Raw genomic sequence first — 16,275 nt, 5'->3', positions numbered from 1 at the left:
CCAGATGGCACATTGCTGAATGTCCAAGTGCGAATGTCACTGCTCGGCAGAACCGAACTGTTTATAGGTGTTTACGGGCCGGATGAAAGGATGCTTTATGAAGAAGCTCCAGAGTCAGCACCAGGAGAATCTATGACAGCGGCTCTGGCGAGGGGGCTTGATCAAGCGCGCCGAAAAGCCCCAGGCGCTCTTCGATCAGTTTCGAGCCGCAATCCAGAGAAGCTTCCTCGAGCTGGTTCCAAACAAGCGAAGCAGTAGACTGTCGATTGAGAGGAACGATCACCATCACGCTTTGTCTACCGTTTGATGGGTACGACACGGAGTCTCCGGCTAGGCCTGTCGCAAGGCTAATCCATGAGCGGTTTAGATGACTTCAGATTCAAATCTCACCACCTCTTGATCGAACTCGATGCGGCCACCAGCAAAATGATGATGATGGTTTCAGCAAAGGAAGTGGCCGGCGTTGATTGGGACGCTGCTACGCTTCGCCATCACCACGCGTTTGAGGCGTGGAACTCATTTCTCAATTCGTCAGACGTTACTCCAAGTGATCAAGGCTGATTTGATCGCAGGGGATTTTTGGCTGCTGGATTTGAAGGGGAAGGGGTTACAGGTTTGCAGTGGAGTACGGATGTACTCCTATCGGGATTTGGCTGATTCTTCCTGCTTTGCCTGGCGCACCTTGAATCGTTCGTAAGGCCCGTCGGGCAGCGATGCAATCTTGTTGGCCGCCTTGATCAGCACATCGCCCAGGGCTTTCTGGGCTTTCGGCGTGAATACCTTGAAGCGGGAGCCGGCCGGGTAGTAAGCGTCGTAAGCCATGCGGCTACAGAGCGTGGAAGCCTCATCAAGTCCGCAGCTGCGGCCATACGCGTGCAGCCTGTCGCGCTCCTGGATCAATTCATCGATCTGCTGATCCGCTGCGGTCAGGCGCTGCTGCAGGGCGTCTTCACGGGCAAAGGAGCAATCCAGGCATCCATCTTGATGGTTCCGCTGGTGAGTGGCGCAATGGCCGCCTTCTCTTGGACTACTCATACAGCCTCCCTCGTTACCAGATCATGGGCATTCACAACCGTCATGCCGAGGCGTTCGGCGATCAGGACTTCCAGGCGGGCGCCCTGCGACTTCTCCCAGTCCGGCAGCAGGGCGATCACGCCGCACAGGCCGAGGCGGGTAAGGTCGTACGCCATGTAGTCGGCCCACTGGGCACCTTCAACAATGCCGTGGTCTGCTGGGTTTTCTACTTCGTAGCCTTGGGTGCGGAGTTGGTCAGCCACGGCGTTGAAGGCGGGGTAGTTGAAGTCGGCGATACCAGTCATGGGCCCAGCGACGTAGACGCGGTTGGCGCGGGCGGCCTGGAGGGTTACCCCTGGCAGCAGGAACGACCTGATGCGGTCAACTGCCCGATCAACAGGCGCCTGGATGAATGACGGAAGAGGCTCGTTCGCCGGCGGCGTGGTTCGAGTAATAGCGGCGATCATGCCGACGAGCGAGTCGGTACCGATGCTGCGGATATCTGGCTTGCGGTTTTCTGCAGGCATGGGGAGTCCTTGCCGGGCCATGCCCGGGCGGTGGAGTGGGGGAGTTGTAGGAAGCGAAACTACAAGCGGCGGGTATACAACCGAATTCGTCATGACATCAGAATCAGTGGCACCTCAACTAAGCGGTGCTGAAGATGAAACGACTGACTGAGTGGATAAACCTGATCGCGGCCATTATCCGGCTGGCCGATGTAATCAGCCGTACGGGCTGGTTTTGAGTTGTTGCAGAAGGCGCCGGCCGATCCAGCGAACCACGGTGACGGCCTTGCTGTTGCCGATAGCCTTATAGCGGGGGCCGTCCGGGCACTCGTTAGCTGGCTTGCCACGCCAGGGGATCAGGGTGTAGTCGTCGGCCATGCCTTGAAGGCGTTCGCACTCGGCGGGAGTGAGGCGCCGCACCTGTGACGGAGTCAACAGTGCCGGCGGCGGGCTGCATGCATCCAGAGAGGCTGTGTATTCCTCGTACCATTTGCCCGCGCCGCAGGCCGAGGTGTGGTGCAGCTTTGTGGAGTAGGCCAGGTAGTTCTGCTGCTGAGCTCCTGCCTCGGCGGCCAGCGCGCCGACGATCTGTCCATCTGCGCCGATGTATCGAACCTCGCTTCGGCTGTTCTGGGTGAAGGCCAGCACCGCATTCTCGCCACCGTTGTTACGGCCGAGGGCGTGTGCCACTTCAACACTTACACATGGATCTTGCGTGCCATGCGCTACCAGATGGCTATGGCCGTGGTTCGCGTCCTGTCCGGAACAGCCTTGAAGCCGGCCATAGCTTGCGTCGAGCGTCGCGGCGACGCAGGGCACATCATCGTAGGAGTAGCCACCGTTCTTCCGGCCGCCGCCGGCAAGCGTCGGCGCGATGAGGAACGTTTCACTCTCGATGTCGAGCCGGCTGTCTTTGGCCGTTAGCGTGGCTGCGCGCTCGATCGAGCCGCCAAGGCTGTGGCCGCCGAACGCTGGAATGCCGCCAAACATATCGACCGCCGGACCTTCGTCACCTTCGCAGTTTGGGCAGCCGTACTGGCCTAGGGATTCAGCGAAGACGCATCCACATCCACACTGGAGCGCAGGGCCGAAAGGAGCTGTTCCGGTAACGTCCTGCCCCTGACCTCGGCTCGGCGCAGTATCCCGGCGCACGCCTTCTCGCTCAAAAAGTACCTCGGTGGGATCGAACCCGTCTCGAGCACTTGCGACAACGAACACACGACGGCGTCGTTGGGCCAGGCCGAAATATTGGGCGTCCAGGACCCGCCACGCGATTGTTCTTTTGGGTCCATACACACAACCAGCGTCCTGCCATTTCTTCCCTGGAGGCTGCAGCTCGCAGTCTTCCCCAGCAAGCGCGCCAAGAAAGCATCCGAAGGCGTTCCCTTTGTCGCTGAGGACGCCGGGAACGTTCTCCCAGACGATAACGCTGGCTGGCTTTCGCTGGCCGGCTCGAACATAGTCAACTGCATCTGCAAGCTCCACATATTTGATGGTGAGGGCGCCACGCGGGTCGGTAAGGCCTTCCCGCATACCGGCAACCGAGAAGGCCTGGCATGGCGTGCCGCCGACCAGCACTTCCGGCGCCGGGATCTTGCCGGCCAGCACCAGAGCGGCCAGCTTGGTCATGTCGCCGTGGTTCGGCACATCGGGGTAGTGGTGGGCCAGGACCGCCGAGGGGAACGGCTCAATCTCGGCGAACCAGGCGGCGCGCATGCCCAGCGGGTGCCAGGCTTGTATCGCAGCTTCGATGCCGCTGCACACGCTTCCATAAGTGACGGGCATGTAGGACTCCGAAGTTAAGTTGGGAAACAATCAAATATTGTGTCGGAAGTTGTGCCGGATGAATGTATGTCAAACTTCGGCTCATTGAAAAATACAATCGATTAAAATGGCTTTTACAAACCCATAAGTTGTATTTTTGTTTATTGTTGTGCTGTTGAAAACTAAATTGGAGTGAGTTATGAAAGATCTAACGCCCTTGGAGCGCCAGTTTTATAATGCTGCGGAGAGGATTGCACTGAAGGTCGGGAAAACCAAGTTCGAGGCGTCGGCGTTTGCCGAGAGGCAAGTTAATAGGGCTCGGCTAGAGTTAAAGCCGCTTGAACCTTACAGCGCGTGGGTCTAACTAAAATTCATTTAAATTCGAAAGGAGTGAATAAACAAAAAGAGCCCTATGCAAGGCGGCTTCAGGCGGCCTGGCCTTCTGACTTGATTGGCCAGCCCGCAAACCCCACCTTTGGCACCTTCGTCTTTGGGTTAATGATTGGCTTGCCGTTGGCGTCCACCAGCACGGCCTTCGCACGGATATGCATGTCGCGGCACCTCAGCGTCTTGCGGGCCAGCTCAATGAACTGCTCGGCGTACTGCGGCGCGTCGAAGAGCGGCGAGAGCTGGCGGACCGTACCCCCCCCCCATGATCTTTTCGGTGCGCTTTGCGACCAGCTCCAACCATTCCGCTTCCGGGATCGGCTCGACGGCGCCCGGCGCCTTGGCGTTCTTCCGGGTGCCAGCCGTCTTCTTGCGGGCCTCGGTCTTGGCGACATCGAGGGTCATTCCAAATACTGCAAAGGTGCTCATGGGTTATCTCCAAGCGTGCGCCTGCCTCGCCGGCTGGCGTGATTCGTTGATATGGGGTATTACGGGTGACCGGCATGGAGCCGGATCAGGCGGATACTGCGTCTTCGAACTTGATCAGCCGGCTGCGGGTGTCGTTGGTGCAGCCGTCTTCTTTGACGCAGTACATGGCCGGGGCGTGCTCGTAGATCCGCGTGATCACGCCTTCTTTGACCCTGGTACCAATAGGCAGCGGCGGCTCGGGCTTGAACTCTTCAGCCCACGCTTTTACCGCCAGGTATTCGGCCCGATCTACGAGATAGTCGACCTCGTCCAGCGCATCCATGTCAGCCCGCGTAGTGTCCCAGGATGCATACTTATCAAGCTCCTTTGCCAGCTCAAAACCGTCCATGTGGCGGCGGTAGTGCTGGGCGATGGTGTCGGCGTCCCCATTGATCTTTTCAGCAACAACGGTGCAAGCCGCGAGGATCATTGCATTATCAGCCTTCGGGCGCGGAGGAATGTTGCTCATGGATTATCTCCAGTCAGGCGCCGCCCTCCGGTGGCCGGTGGTGGCAATTTGGTTTGGGTTGGGGTATTACGGGTGACCGGCATGGAGCCGGATTAGGGAGATACTAAAAGTGGAAGCTTTTCTTTGGACTGCCTTTGCCGCGTTGCTCACCGGAATAGCCACGATTGCTTGGTCTAACCCAAGCTTTTTTACTGGCGTTCTCTTGAAGTTTCTATTTGGCGCAATGTTTTTTGCTCAGATTGTTTTCCAAATCTGGGATATAGCAATCAGCTTTATGATGAAGAAAGTAGGGGAAGGTTTTCCTGACATTCAAACAGGAAAGCTCCTCACGATCTCCCAAAACGCGAAGATTCCCGATAACGCATGGATCATATATTTCGGGTTGCTATTTTTCCTTTTGGCGTTAACTGCCCTCGCTTTTGCAAAAAGCGATCATGATAGAAAAGCTTCCTTAAAACCGTAAAACTCCATGGGTGTTAGTCGAATCATATTTTTCTCAGCCTAAATCATTCTTCGCCGTCGTCTTCGGCGTTCATCTGCAGCGATTCGGCGAAGCCTGCTTGCCGTAATTTACGCGCCACGTTTTCAGATACGGTCATATCGTGGCGCGGAATTGCGAGCAGGTAGGCGGACTTCTCGGCACCAAGCGAGTGAGCGTGTGCGATTAACCGCCAAATGGTGGACCGGTCTTTCGTCTCGCCCAGGTCGGCGGTGAGCGCAGCCAGTCGTTCGCGCATCCTCTCGCGGAAGTAGTGTCGGATGATGTCGGACGGCCCTTTGACTTTCGGCGGCGCCGGCGGCATATCCTCGGCCCGTCCATTCAGCACCAGCAGTTGCACCGCTTCGCTGAATTCCTCGATGTCATGCCAGAGCATCAGCTCGTCGAGCATCTGCCGGGTGCCGTACGGGACTGTGTGCCGCAATTCCTGCTCGCCCAGTTCCTGCCGTTTCTCGGCAAGCTTGGCCGTGCGTTCCTTCTGTTCGGCTGCCATCGCCTACCTCTTCTATTCCGCTGGCCGGCAGTGCAAGCCAGGTTTGACGTTTTCGTTGCTGGATGCGGGCTATGCGGCGCATGAATCGACCTTCACCTGGCGCCAAGCACCGACGGCTTCGAAGATCCGCGCGGCGTGCTCCTCGTCCAGCGACAGTGTGTCGGGGATAGCGATCCAGCCTGAAGCCACCATCTGGCTTTGGTTGGCCTCGTCGCGCAGCTTCTTGTAGCAATGCTCGATCACGTCTTCCAAGTGGTCGGAGAGGTAAACGCCATCGGGCGCCACCTCCACCGATTTACTGTAGCGGTCGCCGCGGGCGTCAATGCACATGGCGCTCATGTAGATCGTCCATCGGTGAGGGATGCCGCAAGCGGCCTGACCAATCTTCCCCGGCGCGATGTTCTTCAGCGACTTGTAATTGATCATGCCCTGGCGGCCGCTGGGGTCGATGTTGACCACTGCGACGTGGTTGACTGCCAGTAGAGAACGGCAGGACCGGTCAAGGCGTGCCTTGAGGTTATGCGTCTTGCGCTTGCTCATCATGTCCTCACTTGATGCGAATCGAACTGTCGCCGCGCTCCAGGTGAGCCCAGGCTGGTTCGGGTAAAAGTTCGTGCTCCGCATCCTCACCGGCCGTCATACGCTTTCTTACGGCTGCGTTGTGATCTCGGATTTCCTTGAGCTTGGTCGCGATAGCACGCTTGTCGGGAGAGAACACGGTTTTGGTGTCGATGAAGTCATCCGGGATATCGTCTTCTTTATCTACGATGACCTTTTCGGGCGCCAAAGCCAGAGTGATCGTGAACAACGGTCGCCTGATCGTCTTGATGTCGGAGGCCTCCATGTTATTGCGCAAGTACTCGTCGAGCTTGCCTACGGTATTCTTCCGGATGCGCTTGAGCTCATTCAGCCGGTCGACTTCTTTGTCTATTGCGTCGATGTCGCCCTGGATGTTCCGACTCAGCATGACGACGCTCTCAGCCTTATCGCCGAACTCGCCCTGGATCTCCTCCATCGCGTACTGCAGAGCCTCCTTCAACCCCTCGTCGTCGGTGTCAGCCATTGCTTGAAGTTCGGCCAGCTTGCCGGTGAGTGTGTAGAGCTGGGTCATGCTACAGCCTCCTTATCGGCATCGGTGATTCGCTTCCATTCCAGCGAGATACGCTCGGCGCCCTTGGTGTCCTTGCGCAGAGTAAGTTTGCGTACCGCAACGTCATGGATCTTTTTCAGCTCTTGGGGGGACTGGGCTCCGGCCATCGTGTCGATAACCGATTTGATGTAGTCCAGGCGCTCCTGCTGCTGGCGGGCCCTCTCGGCCTCCTGGTCTTCGGCGTGTTCAATCAGCTCTTCGTCCCTTAGTTGATTGACGTACTCCGCGTCGTCAAACATCCCCAGGAACACGTCGGCGCTGAAGCCGAGCATAGATAGCGATTTCTTGATGGCATCGGTCAGCGACTTCTTCGGCGCCTCGCCATCGGTTGTTGTACCGAACTTCGATTTGTAGAGGTAGCGGGTGCAGCCGTACTGCTCAATCTCGCCGCGTTTTCCGTCTAGCTCGAACCAGAAGCGAATTTTTATGGTGTGGTTGAGTTCACGACCCAGCACCAGGCGTTTATCGCCTTCACCGCTGACCATTTCAGCGCCTTCGTCGAAGCGCTCCTCCATGACCGTCCAACCAAACCCGATCCCGACAGGCCCGAATATCTCCGTGGCCTTCATGATCATCGCCGTACCGTTCAGGCTGGTGATCTTCTGACCGCCAACCTCGGCAGCTTTGGTGTAGCGGGTATCGGTCGTGCTGACTTTTTCCCAGATCTGCATGTTCGTCGACATGGGGAATCCTTGCCGCGATGCTCGCAGCGATTGAAGGTTTTGTTTATTGAGTGATTCGATCAGCGAGGGCGCTAAGCAACATCAGAAAGGTGCAGACGGAGAGGGCAGAGAAGGAGCCGCGCCAGATGAGTAGGCGCCGGGTGCGCTGGTGGGTAGTCATGGCCAGGGCCTCAACTGCCGCAACACCAATTCATGCAGCGCCTTACCGTTTCGGCTCATTCGCTGCCCGCGCAACTGCCATTTTTTCGTGCTGGGCCAACAATCGATCATTCGCCCATCGGGAAGCGTAAGCACGACGTGGTAGCCGTTGTTGTGCTTTTTGTGAGCGATGCCGGTGCGAGACAGCCAACCATCAAAGCGCTGCATGGCTTCGGCCTTCATGCGTTTTTTGTGGCCTTCTGGATTCCACTCCCCGCCTTCGCCGCCACAATTACGGCAGCAGCGCGTGTAACCCACATCCTCGCCGATGAACTCGCAGCAGCTCATGCAGTGGCTGCCGTCTTCGATGTTGTCTTCAAAGAAACTCACGGCCGAACCCTCACCGCGATACGCCCGCCCTTGATCGCAGCAGCAAGCTTTGGCGGTAGTGCCGACACAGGCAGGTCGCGCGGCAGACCGGCGCCGAGGATTGTCAGGCTGCGTTCGATCTCGGCGATCTGTTCGTCGATCAGTGATTTAACCGGCGCAGTGGTCATGCTGCCTCCTTGCGCGCGACCTTGTTGAGGCGGGCGCAGTAGTGGTCAAATTCCTTGAGGGTGATGATTTGGTCGATCAGGAACTGGGTGATCAGCCCCTGAACGATTAATGCCTCTTCTTGGGTACTGGAAGCATGCGCCAAGCTTTCGAGCGCTTCGTCGATCAGGATGTGGGCGCTCATAGGTCGGCACCCACATCGTCTTCGCGCTCTTCCCGTTCCGCTGCTACCGCGTCTTCGGCGTAGGGCCTCAGCAGCGCTACAGCGATCTTCTCGACCGCTTCAATCGGCCGTTGCTGGCCCAGCAGGTCTGCGGCGTGAGACCGGGCATCGCTCTGGCTGCCGAGCATCGCCGACAGCAGCAGCCGGGCAAACGAATCACGCTGGTCCAGACCGTCGATTTGGCGCTGGTTCAGGTGGCCCTGCAGGACCGTGCAGAACCGATCGAACGTAACCACTTGAGGCTGGCCGTAGCGGCGCTTCCACTTGATGTCGACGCCGCACACTAGGCGCTCCGCCGAATGCTCAAGCCAGTCCGTTACCTCGTCGCTCTCGCTGACCTCTGGAGGCAACTGAGCGTCGTAACGCTCTTGGCATATCTTCAATGCTGCGTTCATGGTTGCCTCCAGGGTGGCGGATTAATCTTCTGACTTACTGCAGTCGTGCTCTTCATTGCTGAAAAGGTGGGCATCGGTGAACTCGCCACCTTCATGGTCATCTGAACGGCGCTCTTTGCGATCTTGGTAGGCGGCATGCTGGCCCGTTCGCTGTTCCTGCCTGCTGGCTTTACAGGACTTGGAGCAGTAGCGGGCCCAGCCGCGTTTCCGGTCAGCGGTGCGCGCAATAAATGGCTGTTTGCAGCGAAGGCATGAGTATTCGGCTGTAGCAGCCATGGCGACCTCCAGTGTTTGGGGTTAGGCGGAACGGGCGGCTTATTCGTGTTGGCCGGTCCACGGGTTGAAACGGTAGGCGCCGTCCTCAGATATTGCAGGGCGAACCCCGTTTTCATCGGCGCCGTCGCTCGCTCCTTGGTCATCACACTCAATGCAGTTATCGCCGCGTTTTTCGTCCACATGGATGACCCGGTTGCAGGTCAGGCAGTGGCCGTAGTCGGGCGGATCTGGCGGTTGGAAGTTCATGACTCGTTCCTTTGGTTCACCTGTGTTCGTCAACACTCATGCCTCCCGCTGGTTGCCGATGGGCGCGGGGGAGGAGTGCTGACGTAATAGAGGTGGGGAAGGGTGCCGGTCTTTCACGGCTGCCGCGGCGCTGGCCGTTTAGCGAGTCGTACTGAAGGCTGGTAGCATCGACACTCCTTATCGGAGCAAGGAATTGCTATGCATCAGGTTGTTGAAAGGGCGTTAAACGTGATCGCAGCAGAGAGCAGCGAACCCGAATATACTGAAGCGTTCAGCGCTGTCCGTGCAGTAGTGGTTGAGTTTGGGGAGGAGAATTTGGCTGATCGGCTTTTTGCCGATATCCCTGACTCGATATCGTTTCTGCAGGTCGCTAGGCTATTTGACTTTCTTGCTTGGCAGACGGATGACAACGGATCAGCGATGACTCGCACCGCTGAGCGCTGGCTCGTCGAAGGCACAGATCTACGCAAGATTCAGATCGCTCTCAACCTCGAGGTATACCCGTTTCCGGACGAGCATGAGATGTACCGCGTGCTGTCTGATGTGGCTGAGTCCCTCCTTCAGATGGCTGATAGATGCCAGCAGCTAATCAGTTCTCGGCAAAATCGGTAGCACCTGCTCATACAGTCAATTCAGCGCACTCAGTCCGACGTACCATCCGCACCTGAGCCATTCGCCGTTCCGGCGCCCGGCGATCACGACGCAGCGAGTCGTCACTGATCATCGAGTGCATCGCGATCAGCGCCGCCAGAACAAAGCACACCGGCGTGATGATCTGGCGCTTCATGGCCTCAGCCACCAAAGCAGTACGCTTCGTCACGCCCAGCTTGAACATCGCATTGGTCAGGCGCTTTTTGACGGTGCCAGCTTCAATGCCTGCTTCCCGGGCGATCTCTTTCGAAGTAAATCCCTGGGCAATCCAAAGCAGAAACTGAAGCTCTCGCGGCGCAAGGCCACGTCCGAGGTGACCCTTCCATGAACCGTTGATGATTGTTGCTTCCATCGTGGTGACCCTCGGTTGGTTTCCCGCTGCCACCGATGCGGTGGCAGAAGTGAAAATGTCCGATTACTCGCTGCGCGCTGCCAGGGCAGCTTTGGCATCAATCTCCTCATCAAATGAGCAAAGGTGCGGGGCCTTCGAGTACAAGTTAAGCAAGCGCTCGCCTTCGTCAGTTGACCAGGTGTGCGCGGCTAGCGTGCTTTCCGCCTCTGTGGCGTAGCTCTCTACAGCCGCTTCGATGACTGCTGTCAATGACCGTCGTTGATTTCGCCCCATCAACTCCATGAGGTATCGCGTTCTTGGGCTGACTCGGACCCCTATTGGCTCTGTCTTGGTGGTTCTGCCAACTTTCTTAGCCATACATCTCTCCCGTTGGTTTCCCGTTAGTCCCTGCTGCCAAGGACTATCGGTGAAACCCCCGACCTCGCTACTGACGTCAGGCCGGGGTTGTTGCGTTAGCGGTGTGGCCCGTTGCCCGCTGCTGATTGCAGGGCAGGCCGGTCGTCTTCGGTGTGGGCTTCGAGCTTCCTACTCACAGCGTCAAACAGCATCTGTTCGCCATGGATCACAGGTCCTTACAACATGCACGCTACAGCTCTGAATGCCCTGGCTGAGTGGGGCAGGATGCATGAGGTCCGGCGTTCCCAGCCGAGGCTATCGGGACCGCTAATTCTGTTCAATTGAGTCTCCCTTCTACCGCTGGGATTCGCGGAGCGCATTGCTTGCCGGGTCATTCGCACGGTTAGAGCGTTTCGCTCTCGATCAGCCGTACAGGGTGTTCCTGTCGTGGGCGGGCTATCTGACCCGTCTGATCGCCGGTCGCCGGTAGAGGCAATGCGGTCTGTTGGTATTTCTGTATTGCGCTGACTGTTAAAGAGCGGCGCAGCTCTCGCTGCTCGCCGGCGGTGTGCGTTGCTGGCTTGAGTTGAATTTAAGCAAGCTGAAATTAAAGTGTCAAGCATACTGAAGTTAATAATTCAGAATGCTGAAATTTAAGTCGTTAAAAAACCCGCTCTTTGGCGGGCTCCTTTATGCGTCGCAGTACTCGCGCCAACCGATCCTGACGGCTCCGTCTTCCAGATGCTCCACCCTTATCCCGGCGGTATCGCCAATGTCTTGGATGACCTGGTGCCAGGCTTCAGGGCTTTCATCCTCGCGCCTGGAAACCTCGACCAATTGAATCCTCTGCACTCTGGGGGAGGCAATTATGCGTTGCAGGCGGTGACCAACAAGCTCGTAGGAATTTCTCGGTTTCGGTGTGGAGTAGGGTGCCTGGTTCATAAGTCGCTCCTTGCGTATGCTGTATGTATGTACAGTATTGTCGCCGCCAGAAATTGGCAAGAGGGGCGCAAGAAGTTTCATGCATAAATGCATAAGTGCTTGCTCGGAGCTTCTGTCGGGCAAAAAAAAGCCCGCTTATGGGCGGGCCTAAAGGGAATTGTTCAAAGGAGTAGGGGGAGTTTGGCGCTTATCCTGTCAATGCCAGGTGAAAAGGGCGTCGCAAAAAGCAGAATGTCCATGCTCGGCTGGTTTCTGCTATGGGTCCTTGTCGTTTGCAACACAAAGCTTACCAAGTCGCTACACGAAAATATGACGTAACCCATTCTGCAGCTGTCATAAATCACGCAGATCAACTGTTCCTAAATAGAGAGTGTAGTTATGACTTTAAATCGATTGGTCAAGGTTGCAGCAGTTGTTGCTCTGCTGTCTTCTCTGTCGGGATGCTGGATTTTTATGCCGCCAGGAGGTGGTGGCGATGGTGGTCACGGTGGCCACGGTCAAGGTGGCGGGCCTGGTGGGGGCCCTGGCGGTGGTCCCGGTAGCGGACCGCGATAACGGACCAGGACTTGAAGGCGTCGCGATGAGGAGAGGCGATCATAAAGATCGCCTCTTCGTGTGGTTTGATCTAATCATACTGTGAGCGGCTGCTACCCCGCCAAGTACAAATCTCCACGATGAGCGATATGCACCTTGTTGCCATCTGGATCACGCAGGTACGCACCGTAGTAACCGTCACCGTAGTGGGGACGTTGGCCAGGTTCACCTTCATCAGATCCGCCCGCAAGAAGCCCAGCTGCATAGGCGCTGTCTACCGCATTTGAAGAAGGTGCGGTGAAAGCCACCATGCTGCCATTTCCTGCTCCGGCTTCATTGCGGTCAAAAGGGCTGTACACATAAAAGCGAGGGAGAACGCTATCTGGCTTAATCCAGCATGCCGAAGGTGGTCCGCCATCAGGCGTCACAGGCCTGCGGCAGAGCCCCAGGGGGATCAGCACCGCGTCATAGAAGATCGAGGCCTTATCAAGATCGTTTGTCCCGACGGTTACGTGACTGAACATCCTGTATTCCTACTTAAGAAGGCGAGACGTTATCGTGTCATTTTGAAGGTGGGCGTGTATAGCCGTCGTCGGGTAAGTCGGGGAGGGCGAGTGTTGGCCCTCTAAATCGCAGGCAAAGAAAAGCCCGCGATGGGGATTAGCGGGCCTAAAGGGATGATCACTAGGAGCTGTGGTAACCATAGGCGCCCGACTGTGAAAGGGGTGTGAAAGGCAGTGGCTCATTAGCCGTGCGCATCATTTATGGAAAATTATCTGTTGTCGGTACCCGTTCTCCCCCATCGGTAAAGGGTACCTGCTCTCATCTGTCAGTGAGCGCAATCGCTGTGAGTGTGTAGATTGACTGAAAAGTACCTGGCACTCAGCGGCATCAAAAAATCGTCTGAGCAATGGAAGGACCAAATGGGTAAGTGGCTTGTCAATTTTCAATGAAACCGTAATCAAATCAAGTTGGTAGGTCAGGTCTCGATACAGGTCTATGACCATTAGGCTCTCGCTCACGGCAGACGAATAGACATGAACGTCACCAGCACCAATAGGTGTGTCTTCGAAGTCGTGGTTGTACAGCTTGGCAATGTCTAGCTCGATTCCAGCGGCGCTCAAAGCGGCTTCTAAATGCGCATTGGGTGAGTGCTCGTCCCCTACCCATGAAACTAAATCGGACATTGATACGCAGATGTCGAACTCATTGGCATAGACGATGGAAGGCATTGGTGGCAGACCTGGATGATGAGTTTGGCGGTTACGCCGGAGGCAGGAATCACGACGCTGAGGATAGGTTAAAGGTCTGTATCAGTAGGTAGTCACGATCGCCTGGGCGAGCTGCATATCGGACATGAGGGGCGATCTATAGCTCAATCGGTAGTGTCGGCACGCTTGCTCAAACTGGGCGCCGCGAATCTCGCCGTCCGAACCTATGTAGGCAAGGGCGTCGGTCTTGGCTGACTTGAAAACCTTCGGCGGCTCGGTCGTGAGGGATGTGGTCGCCCCAATTAAAATGGTTGGCGCGGAAATTGTGAGAAATATCGCGGCAGCGATAGGGTTGGCGCCATCACCTGATACGGCCTGCGTGCTGACCGATGCCAGTAGGGCTATCGCCAGTGTCTTCCATGACTCCATGCTTCATTGCTTCCATTGCGATCTAAGGACGCCACAATAGCAGGGTAGAGGCTCGCCAGAAACCAGAAACCAGAAGCCCGGCGCCGGGCCGGGCTCGATGGAACCGCGTCAGAAACTAACGATGCTTGTTCTTGTGTTTATGCTTGTTGTTGCCTTTGTGCTTCTTACCATCCGACCGATGATTGCTCTCATCATCCGCCAGGTTGTTTCCAAGCGCGCCACCCGCAGCGCCGCCGAGGCCTGCGCCGATAGTCGAGCCAGTTGTGCCCCCAAGGCGATTACCAATGAGTGAGCCCCCAGCCGAGCCGATGCCGCCACCTAACGCCGCTTCCGCCCTGTTTCCTTTCTGAGCACCGACAGCACTGCCAGCAGCACCACCTACGCCGGCGCCTACCGCCGCACCCGTTGATCCGCCGAGCTGTTGGCCTACGATGTTGCCAAGTGCACCACCAACGCCGCCTCCAAGGCCGGCTGTGCCGTCTCCGGCAGCCATTGCTCCTTGCGAAATGAGGACGCCCAATAATAGGACGGGCAGTGTCATTTTCATTTTGTGAACCTCTATGGGTTGTCAGCAGGCGCTCACGGTTTAAAGCACGCCTAGCATTAGGACTGGAGTAGAAGTTTGTAGTTCTCTACTGGCGGTCCCTGCGGGCGAATGGTTGTAACAAGATATGCCGTGATGGATTCGGCTACGGAGGGCGGGCTTAAGAGGGGGCTGAGAATTGGGATGACCAAAGGAGTCCGAGTGTGAAAGGGCAGAAACAAGAAGCCCGGCGCTGGGCCGGGTCTACCTGCTACTAAAATATCTCAATGTACTAATCACTTTTCGTTTCAAGTCTTTTTAGTAGAGCTGCCTTTTGCTTTCGTTCGTTGCTTCGGCTTACCACTAAAGATTCAAAATCTGTAGTCCTTTTGCTTTCCGCCAAAAGCATCCAAGAGCTAACTAAAGCGAAAGAAAAAGCGCCGCCAGCAAATCGGTATATTCCTAGGGAATACTCTTTTCCAATGTCAATTGACGAGAAGAAAAGAGAAGCTCCAACAATTAGTGAAAGCAAAGAGTAAATCATCACAAGCTTGTGGATCGCCGATACTTTTCGGTCAATTTTTGGTTCGATCCGCCTTTTCTCTTGGCGGCTAAAGCTTTTCATTTTGCGAACGTCTGCAAGCTTGCTTAATACCCCCATCGCAATAGGGATGGGGGAGGCGAGCACTGCAATGACTCCAACGGGAATTATGCTTTTATCTTGTGGTATGTATGGCTGACATAAACCAAGCGCATAAGCTCCTAGCAGACATACAGGTACAAGTACTGCAAGTCTTTGAGCATTTGTTTGCGCTTGAGTTATAAGTTTCACTACTCAGTACTCTCTGTGGTTGAATCTATCTCACTCGAAGACACTTTTGCATTAAGCCATCTGAGCATTTCATGAAACAATGATCCCTCATTTATCAGTCCGCTAGGCAAGTACTCGACATTCACGGTACCAGACAGCTTGAGCTCATCTCCCGTAATCTTGCCGCCGCCTTTCAGGTTAATAACGACGTCGCTAGCCGGGCTATGCCGCAGGCTGGTCGCGATGGAGTCTATCACCTCCTGCCCTGTCTTGCTGGTTCTTCGATTGTAGGTTATCTCCAGCGCGAGGTGAATATTTGCATCGTCCAGAGACTCTCGAAGATTTAGCCTGTCAAGCAGGCCGGGTGCAACGGCGCTTATGATTGCAGCAGCGACTCCTGTAGGTTCAAATCGTACTTTGCTCGCGTGCACCTCATCGATTGGTTGCGCCACGCCAGTTGGTAGTGCTTTGCTTTGGGTTGGTTGAGATGGATCAACTGTAACCTCGGTTGTTAGTGGTGCCCCAAAGTGAATGCTCTTGGCGGGAGACTTTTCCAATTTTTGGAACACTGACTCGGCAGGCTTATCGCTAAGTACTAACATTGATCCTTCGGTGAGTGTAGATGTGCAGCTGGTTAGAAGCCAACTTAGATGAGCTTCGAGACTTCTACTTTGCAATGCTGAAGACTGCATTATTACCATATGATTATCAATCACTCCAAAGTAAAGGATTGACTCGACAAACTCTCTACGCTTTTTTATGACTTGTTGTGAAGGTGGTGATTCGGCTTGGTCAGCAGGAAGAGATTTTTTTTGCTCTGGAATCTCGTCGGATGAGAGGGATTCTATCGAATAAAAGTCAGCCTCGTCGTCAACGGTTATATATGGCTGCTGTCTACCTTTTTCCAGATATACGAGTTGCCCAACACTCATATTATTGTATTTCGTAAATCTGTTAATGAAAATAACCACGGTATCTTCGGCATTAGCCTTCTGTTGCCGCTGGTTAGGGCGCTTTATTGCTCCTGCATCCCCGAGAGCCCCTTCGAGTAATGCTTGCAGATTTGGCGATCCGGTGATCACCACATTTTTATAATGTATAGTTTTCTGCTTTTTTATATTACTCACAGGACCCCTCCCTAGGTTTCCGGCTAACCGCGAATGTAGAAAACCACAAACTCCTTATGTATTACCTTTTTTATTTGTCTTGCACAATCCTTT

At 55.6% G+C, this 16,275-nt stretch carries 27 protein-coding genes; 3 read left to right on the top strand and 24 right to left on the bottom strand.

Annotation, left to right across the window (positions count from 1 at the left end; translation table 11 throughout):
- Window positions 1-354: 354 nt before the first annotated feature.
- A complete protein-coding gene (locus ACM530_RS30335) occupies window positions 355-561 on the top strand; it encodes a hypothetical protein (protein ID WP_124417319.1) in 207 nt (68 codons plus the stop codon).
- Between the two features lie 78 nt (window positions 562-639).
- Here ACM530_RS30335 and ACM530_RS30330 read toward each other — a convergent pair whose 3' ends face one another.
- The 6 genes from ACM530_RS30330 to ACM530_RS30305 all read right to left on the bottom strand — a co-directional run bounded on the left by ACM530_RS30330 (window position 640) and on the right by ACM530_RS30305 (window position 4,608).
- Complete coding sequence (locus ACM530_RS30330; protein WP_416363974.1) at window positions 640-1,035, bottom strand: hypothetical protein; 396 nt, start codon at window positions 1,033-1,035, stop codon at window positions 640-642.
- On the bottom strand, window positions 1,032-1,541 hold the full coding sequence (locus ACM530_RS30325) for a DUF4406 domain-containing protein (protein ID WP_416363973.1): 510 nt from the start codon (window positions 1,539-1,541) through the stop codon (window positions 1,032-1,034). The genes ACM530_RS30330 and ACM530_RS30325 overlap by 4 nt, the downstream gene beginning before the upstream one ends.
- Before the next feature lie 195 nt (window positions 1,542-1,736).
- Window positions 1,737-3,305, bottom strand: coding sequence for a DNA cytosine methyltransferase (locus tag ACM530_RS30320; protein WP_416363972.1), 1,569 nt, complete (start codon window positions 3,303-3,305; stop codon window positions 1,737-1,739).
- A 404-nt stretch (window positions 3,306-3,709) separates the two neighbouring features.
- Complete coding sequence (locus tag ACM530_RS30315; protein ID WP_416363971.1) at window positions 3,710-3,835, bottom strand: hypothetical protein; 126 nt, start codon at window positions 3,833-3,835, stop codon at window positions 3,710-3,712.
- A 31-nt stretch (window positions 3,836-3,866) separates the two neighbouring features.
- On the bottom strand, window positions 3,867-4,100 hold the full coding sequence (locus tag ACM530_RS30310) for a hypothetical protein (protein WP_416363970.1): 234 nt from the start codon (window positions 4,098-4,100) through the stop codon (window positions 3,867-3,869).
- Between the two features lie 85 nt (window positions 4,101-4,185).
- On the bottom strand, window positions 4,186-4,608 hold the full coding sequence (locus ACM530_RS30305; RefSeq protein WP_416363969.1) for a hypothetical protein: 423 nt from the start codon (window positions 4,606-4,608) through the stop codon (window positions 4,186-4,188).
- Window positions 4,609-4,717: 109 nt separating this feature from the next.
- On the opposite strand from ACM530_RS30305, the gene ACM530_RS30300 reads away from it, so the two are divergent.
- Window positions 4,718-5,071, top strand: coding sequence for a hypothetical protein (locus ACM530_RS30300; protein WP_416363968.1), 354 nt, complete (start codon window positions 4,718-4,720; stop codon window positions 5,069-5,071).
- A gap of 43 nt (window positions 5,072-5,114) precedes the next feature.
- Here the strand turns inward: ACM530_RS30300 and ACM530_RS30295 are convergent, their stop codons facing one another.
- From ACM530_RS30295 to ACM530_RS30250, 10 genes are all read right to left on the bottom strand, one after another.
- Window positions 5,115-5,600 carry a hypothetical protein gene (locus ACM530_RS30295; protein ID WP_416363967.1) on the bottom strand — a complete coding sequence of 162 codons (486 nt, stop codon included), beginning with the start codon at window positions 5,598-5,600 and terminating at the stop codon, window positions 5,115-5,117.
- Between the two features lie 69 nt (window positions 5,601-5,669).
- A complete protein-coding gene (locus ACM530_RS30290) occupies window positions 5,670-6,140 on the bottom strand; it encodes a hypothetical protein (protein WP_416363966.1) in 471 nt (156 codons plus the stop codon).
- A 7-nt stretch (window positions 6,141-6,147) separates the two neighbouring features.
- Window positions 6,148-6,711, bottom strand: a complete 564-nt coding sequence (locus ACM530_RS30285) for a siphovirus Gp157 family protein (RefSeq protein WP_416363965.1) — start codon at window positions 6,709-6,711, stop codon at window positions 6,148-6,150.
- Window positions 6,708-7,433, bottom strand: a complete 726-nt coding sequence (locus ACM530_RS30280; protein ID WP_416363964.1) for a hypothetical protein — start codon at window positions 7,431-7,433, stop codon at window positions 6,708-6,710. The genes ACM530_RS30285 and ACM530_RS30280 overlap by 4 nt, the downstream gene beginning before the upstream one ends.
- Window positions 7,434-7,589: 156 nt before the next feature.
- A complete protein-coding gene (locus ACM530_RS30275; protein ID WP_416363963.1) occupies window positions 7,590-7,961 on the bottom strand; it encodes a hypothetical protein in 372 nt (123 codons plus the stop codon).
- Entirely contained in the window at window positions 7,958-8,128 is a 171-nt protein-coding gene (locus tag ACM530_RS30270) for a hypothetical protein (RefSeq protein ID WP_017528181.1), read from the bottom strand. Before ACM530_RS30270 ends, ACM530_RS30275 begins: the two co-directional genes overlap by 4 nt.
- Entirely contained in the window at window positions 8,125-8,310 is a 186-nt protein-coding gene (locus ACM530_RS30265; RefSeq protein WP_416363962.1) for a hypothetical protein, read from the bottom strand. Before ACM530_RS30265 ends, ACM530_RS30270 begins: the two co-directional genes overlap by 4 nt.
- Window positions 8,307-8,744, bottom strand: a complete 438-nt coding sequence (locus tag ACM530_RS30260) for a hypothetical protein (protein WP_416363961.1) — start codon at window positions 8,742-8,744, stop codon at window positions 8,307-8,309. The genes ACM530_RS30265 and ACM530_RS30260 overlap by 4 nt, the downstream gene beginning before the upstream one ends.
- A 21-nt stretch (window positions 8,745-8,765) precedes the next feature.
- The gene (locus ACM530_RS30255; protein WP_200582999.1) at window positions 8,766-9,020 is read right to left on the bottom strand and encodes a hypothetical protein; all 255 of its coding nucleotides are present in this window, start codon (window positions 9,018-9,020) and stop codon (window positions 8,766-8,768) included.
- A 39-nt stretch (window positions 9,021-9,059) separates the two neighbouring features.
- Complete coding sequence (locus tag ACM530_RS30250; RefSeq protein ID WP_416363960.1) at window positions 9,060-9,266, bottom strand: hypothetical protein; 207 nt, start codon at window positions 9,264-9,266, stop codon at window positions 9,060-9,062.
- 198 nt (window positions 9,267-9,464) lie between these two features.
- On the opposite strand from ACM530_RS30250, the gene ACM530_RS30245 reads away from it, so the two are divergent.
- Entirely contained in the window at window positions 9,465-9,878 is a 414-nt protein-coding gene (locus tag ACM530_RS30245) for a hypothetical protein (RefSeq protein WP_416363959.1), read from the top strand.
- A 7-nt stretch (window positions 9,879-9,885) separates the two neighbouring features.
- Here the strand turns inward: ACM530_RS30245 and ACM530_RS30240 are convergent, their stop codons facing one another.
- The 8 genes from ACM530_RS30240 to ACM530_RS30205 form a co-directional block, all read right to left on the bottom strand.
- Entirely contained in the window at window positions 9,886-10,269 is a 384-nt protein-coding gene (locus ACM530_RS30240; protein ID WP_416363958.1) for a response regulator transcription factor, read from the bottom strand.
- A 1,026-nt stretch (window positions 10,270-11,295) separates the two neighbouring features.
- Window positions 11,296-11,547, bottom strand: coding sequence for a DUF1654 domain-containing protein (locus ACM530_RS30235; protein ID WP_416363957.1), 252 nt, complete (start codon window positions 11,545-11,547; stop codon window positions 11,296-11,298).
- A 647-nt stretch (window positions 11,548-12,194) separates the two neighbouring features.
- Window positions 12,195-12,605 (bottom strand): VOC family protein, encoded by a 411-nt coding sequence (locus tag ACM530_RS30230; protein WP_416363956.1) that lies wholly within the window; start codon window positions 12,603-12,605, stop codon window positions 12,195-12,197.
- A gap of 234 nt (window positions 12,606-12,839) precedes the next feature.
- Entirely contained in the window at window positions 12,840-13,313 is a 474-nt protein-coding gene (locus ACM530_RS30225) for a hypothetical protein (protein WP_416363955.1), read from the bottom strand.
- Window positions 13,314-13,394: 81 nt separating this feature from the next.
- Entirely contained in the window at window positions 13,395-13,721 is a 327-nt protein-coding gene (locus ACM530_RS30220; protein WP_416363954.1) for a DUF2388 domain-containing protein, read from the bottom strand.
- A 115-nt stretch (window positions 13,722-13,836) separates the two neighbouring features.
- Window positions 13,837-14,268 carry a hypothetical protein gene (locus tag ACM530_RS30215; protein WP_416363953.1) on the bottom strand — a complete coding sequence of 144 codons (432 nt, stop codon included), beginning with the start codon at window positions 14,266-14,268 and terminating at the stop codon, window positions 13,837-13,839.
- 268 nt (window positions 14,269-14,536) lie between these two features.
- On the bottom strand, window positions 14,537-15,076 hold the full coding sequence (locus ACM530_RS30210; RefSeq protein WP_416363952.1) for a hypothetical protein: 540 nt from the start codon (window positions 15,074-15,076) through the stop codon (window positions 14,537-14,539).
- Window positions 15,076-16,182, bottom strand: a complete 1,107-nt coding sequence (locus tag ACM530_RS30205; protein ID WP_416363951.1) for a hypothetical protein — start codon at window positions 16,180-16,182, stop codon at window positions 15,076-15,078. The genes ACM530_RS30210 and ACM530_RS30205 overlap by 1 nt, the downstream gene beginning before the upstream one ends.
- Between the last annotated feature and the right edge of the window lie 93 nt (window positions 16,183-16,275).

This window comes from Pseudomonas sp. NFX183, from assembly GCF_047943075.1.
Lineage (GTDB): Bacteria > Pseudomonadota > Gammaproteobacteria > Pseudomonadales > Pseudomonadaceae > Aquipseudomonas.
This window is presented reverse-complemented; position numbering and strand designations above follow the sequence as displayed.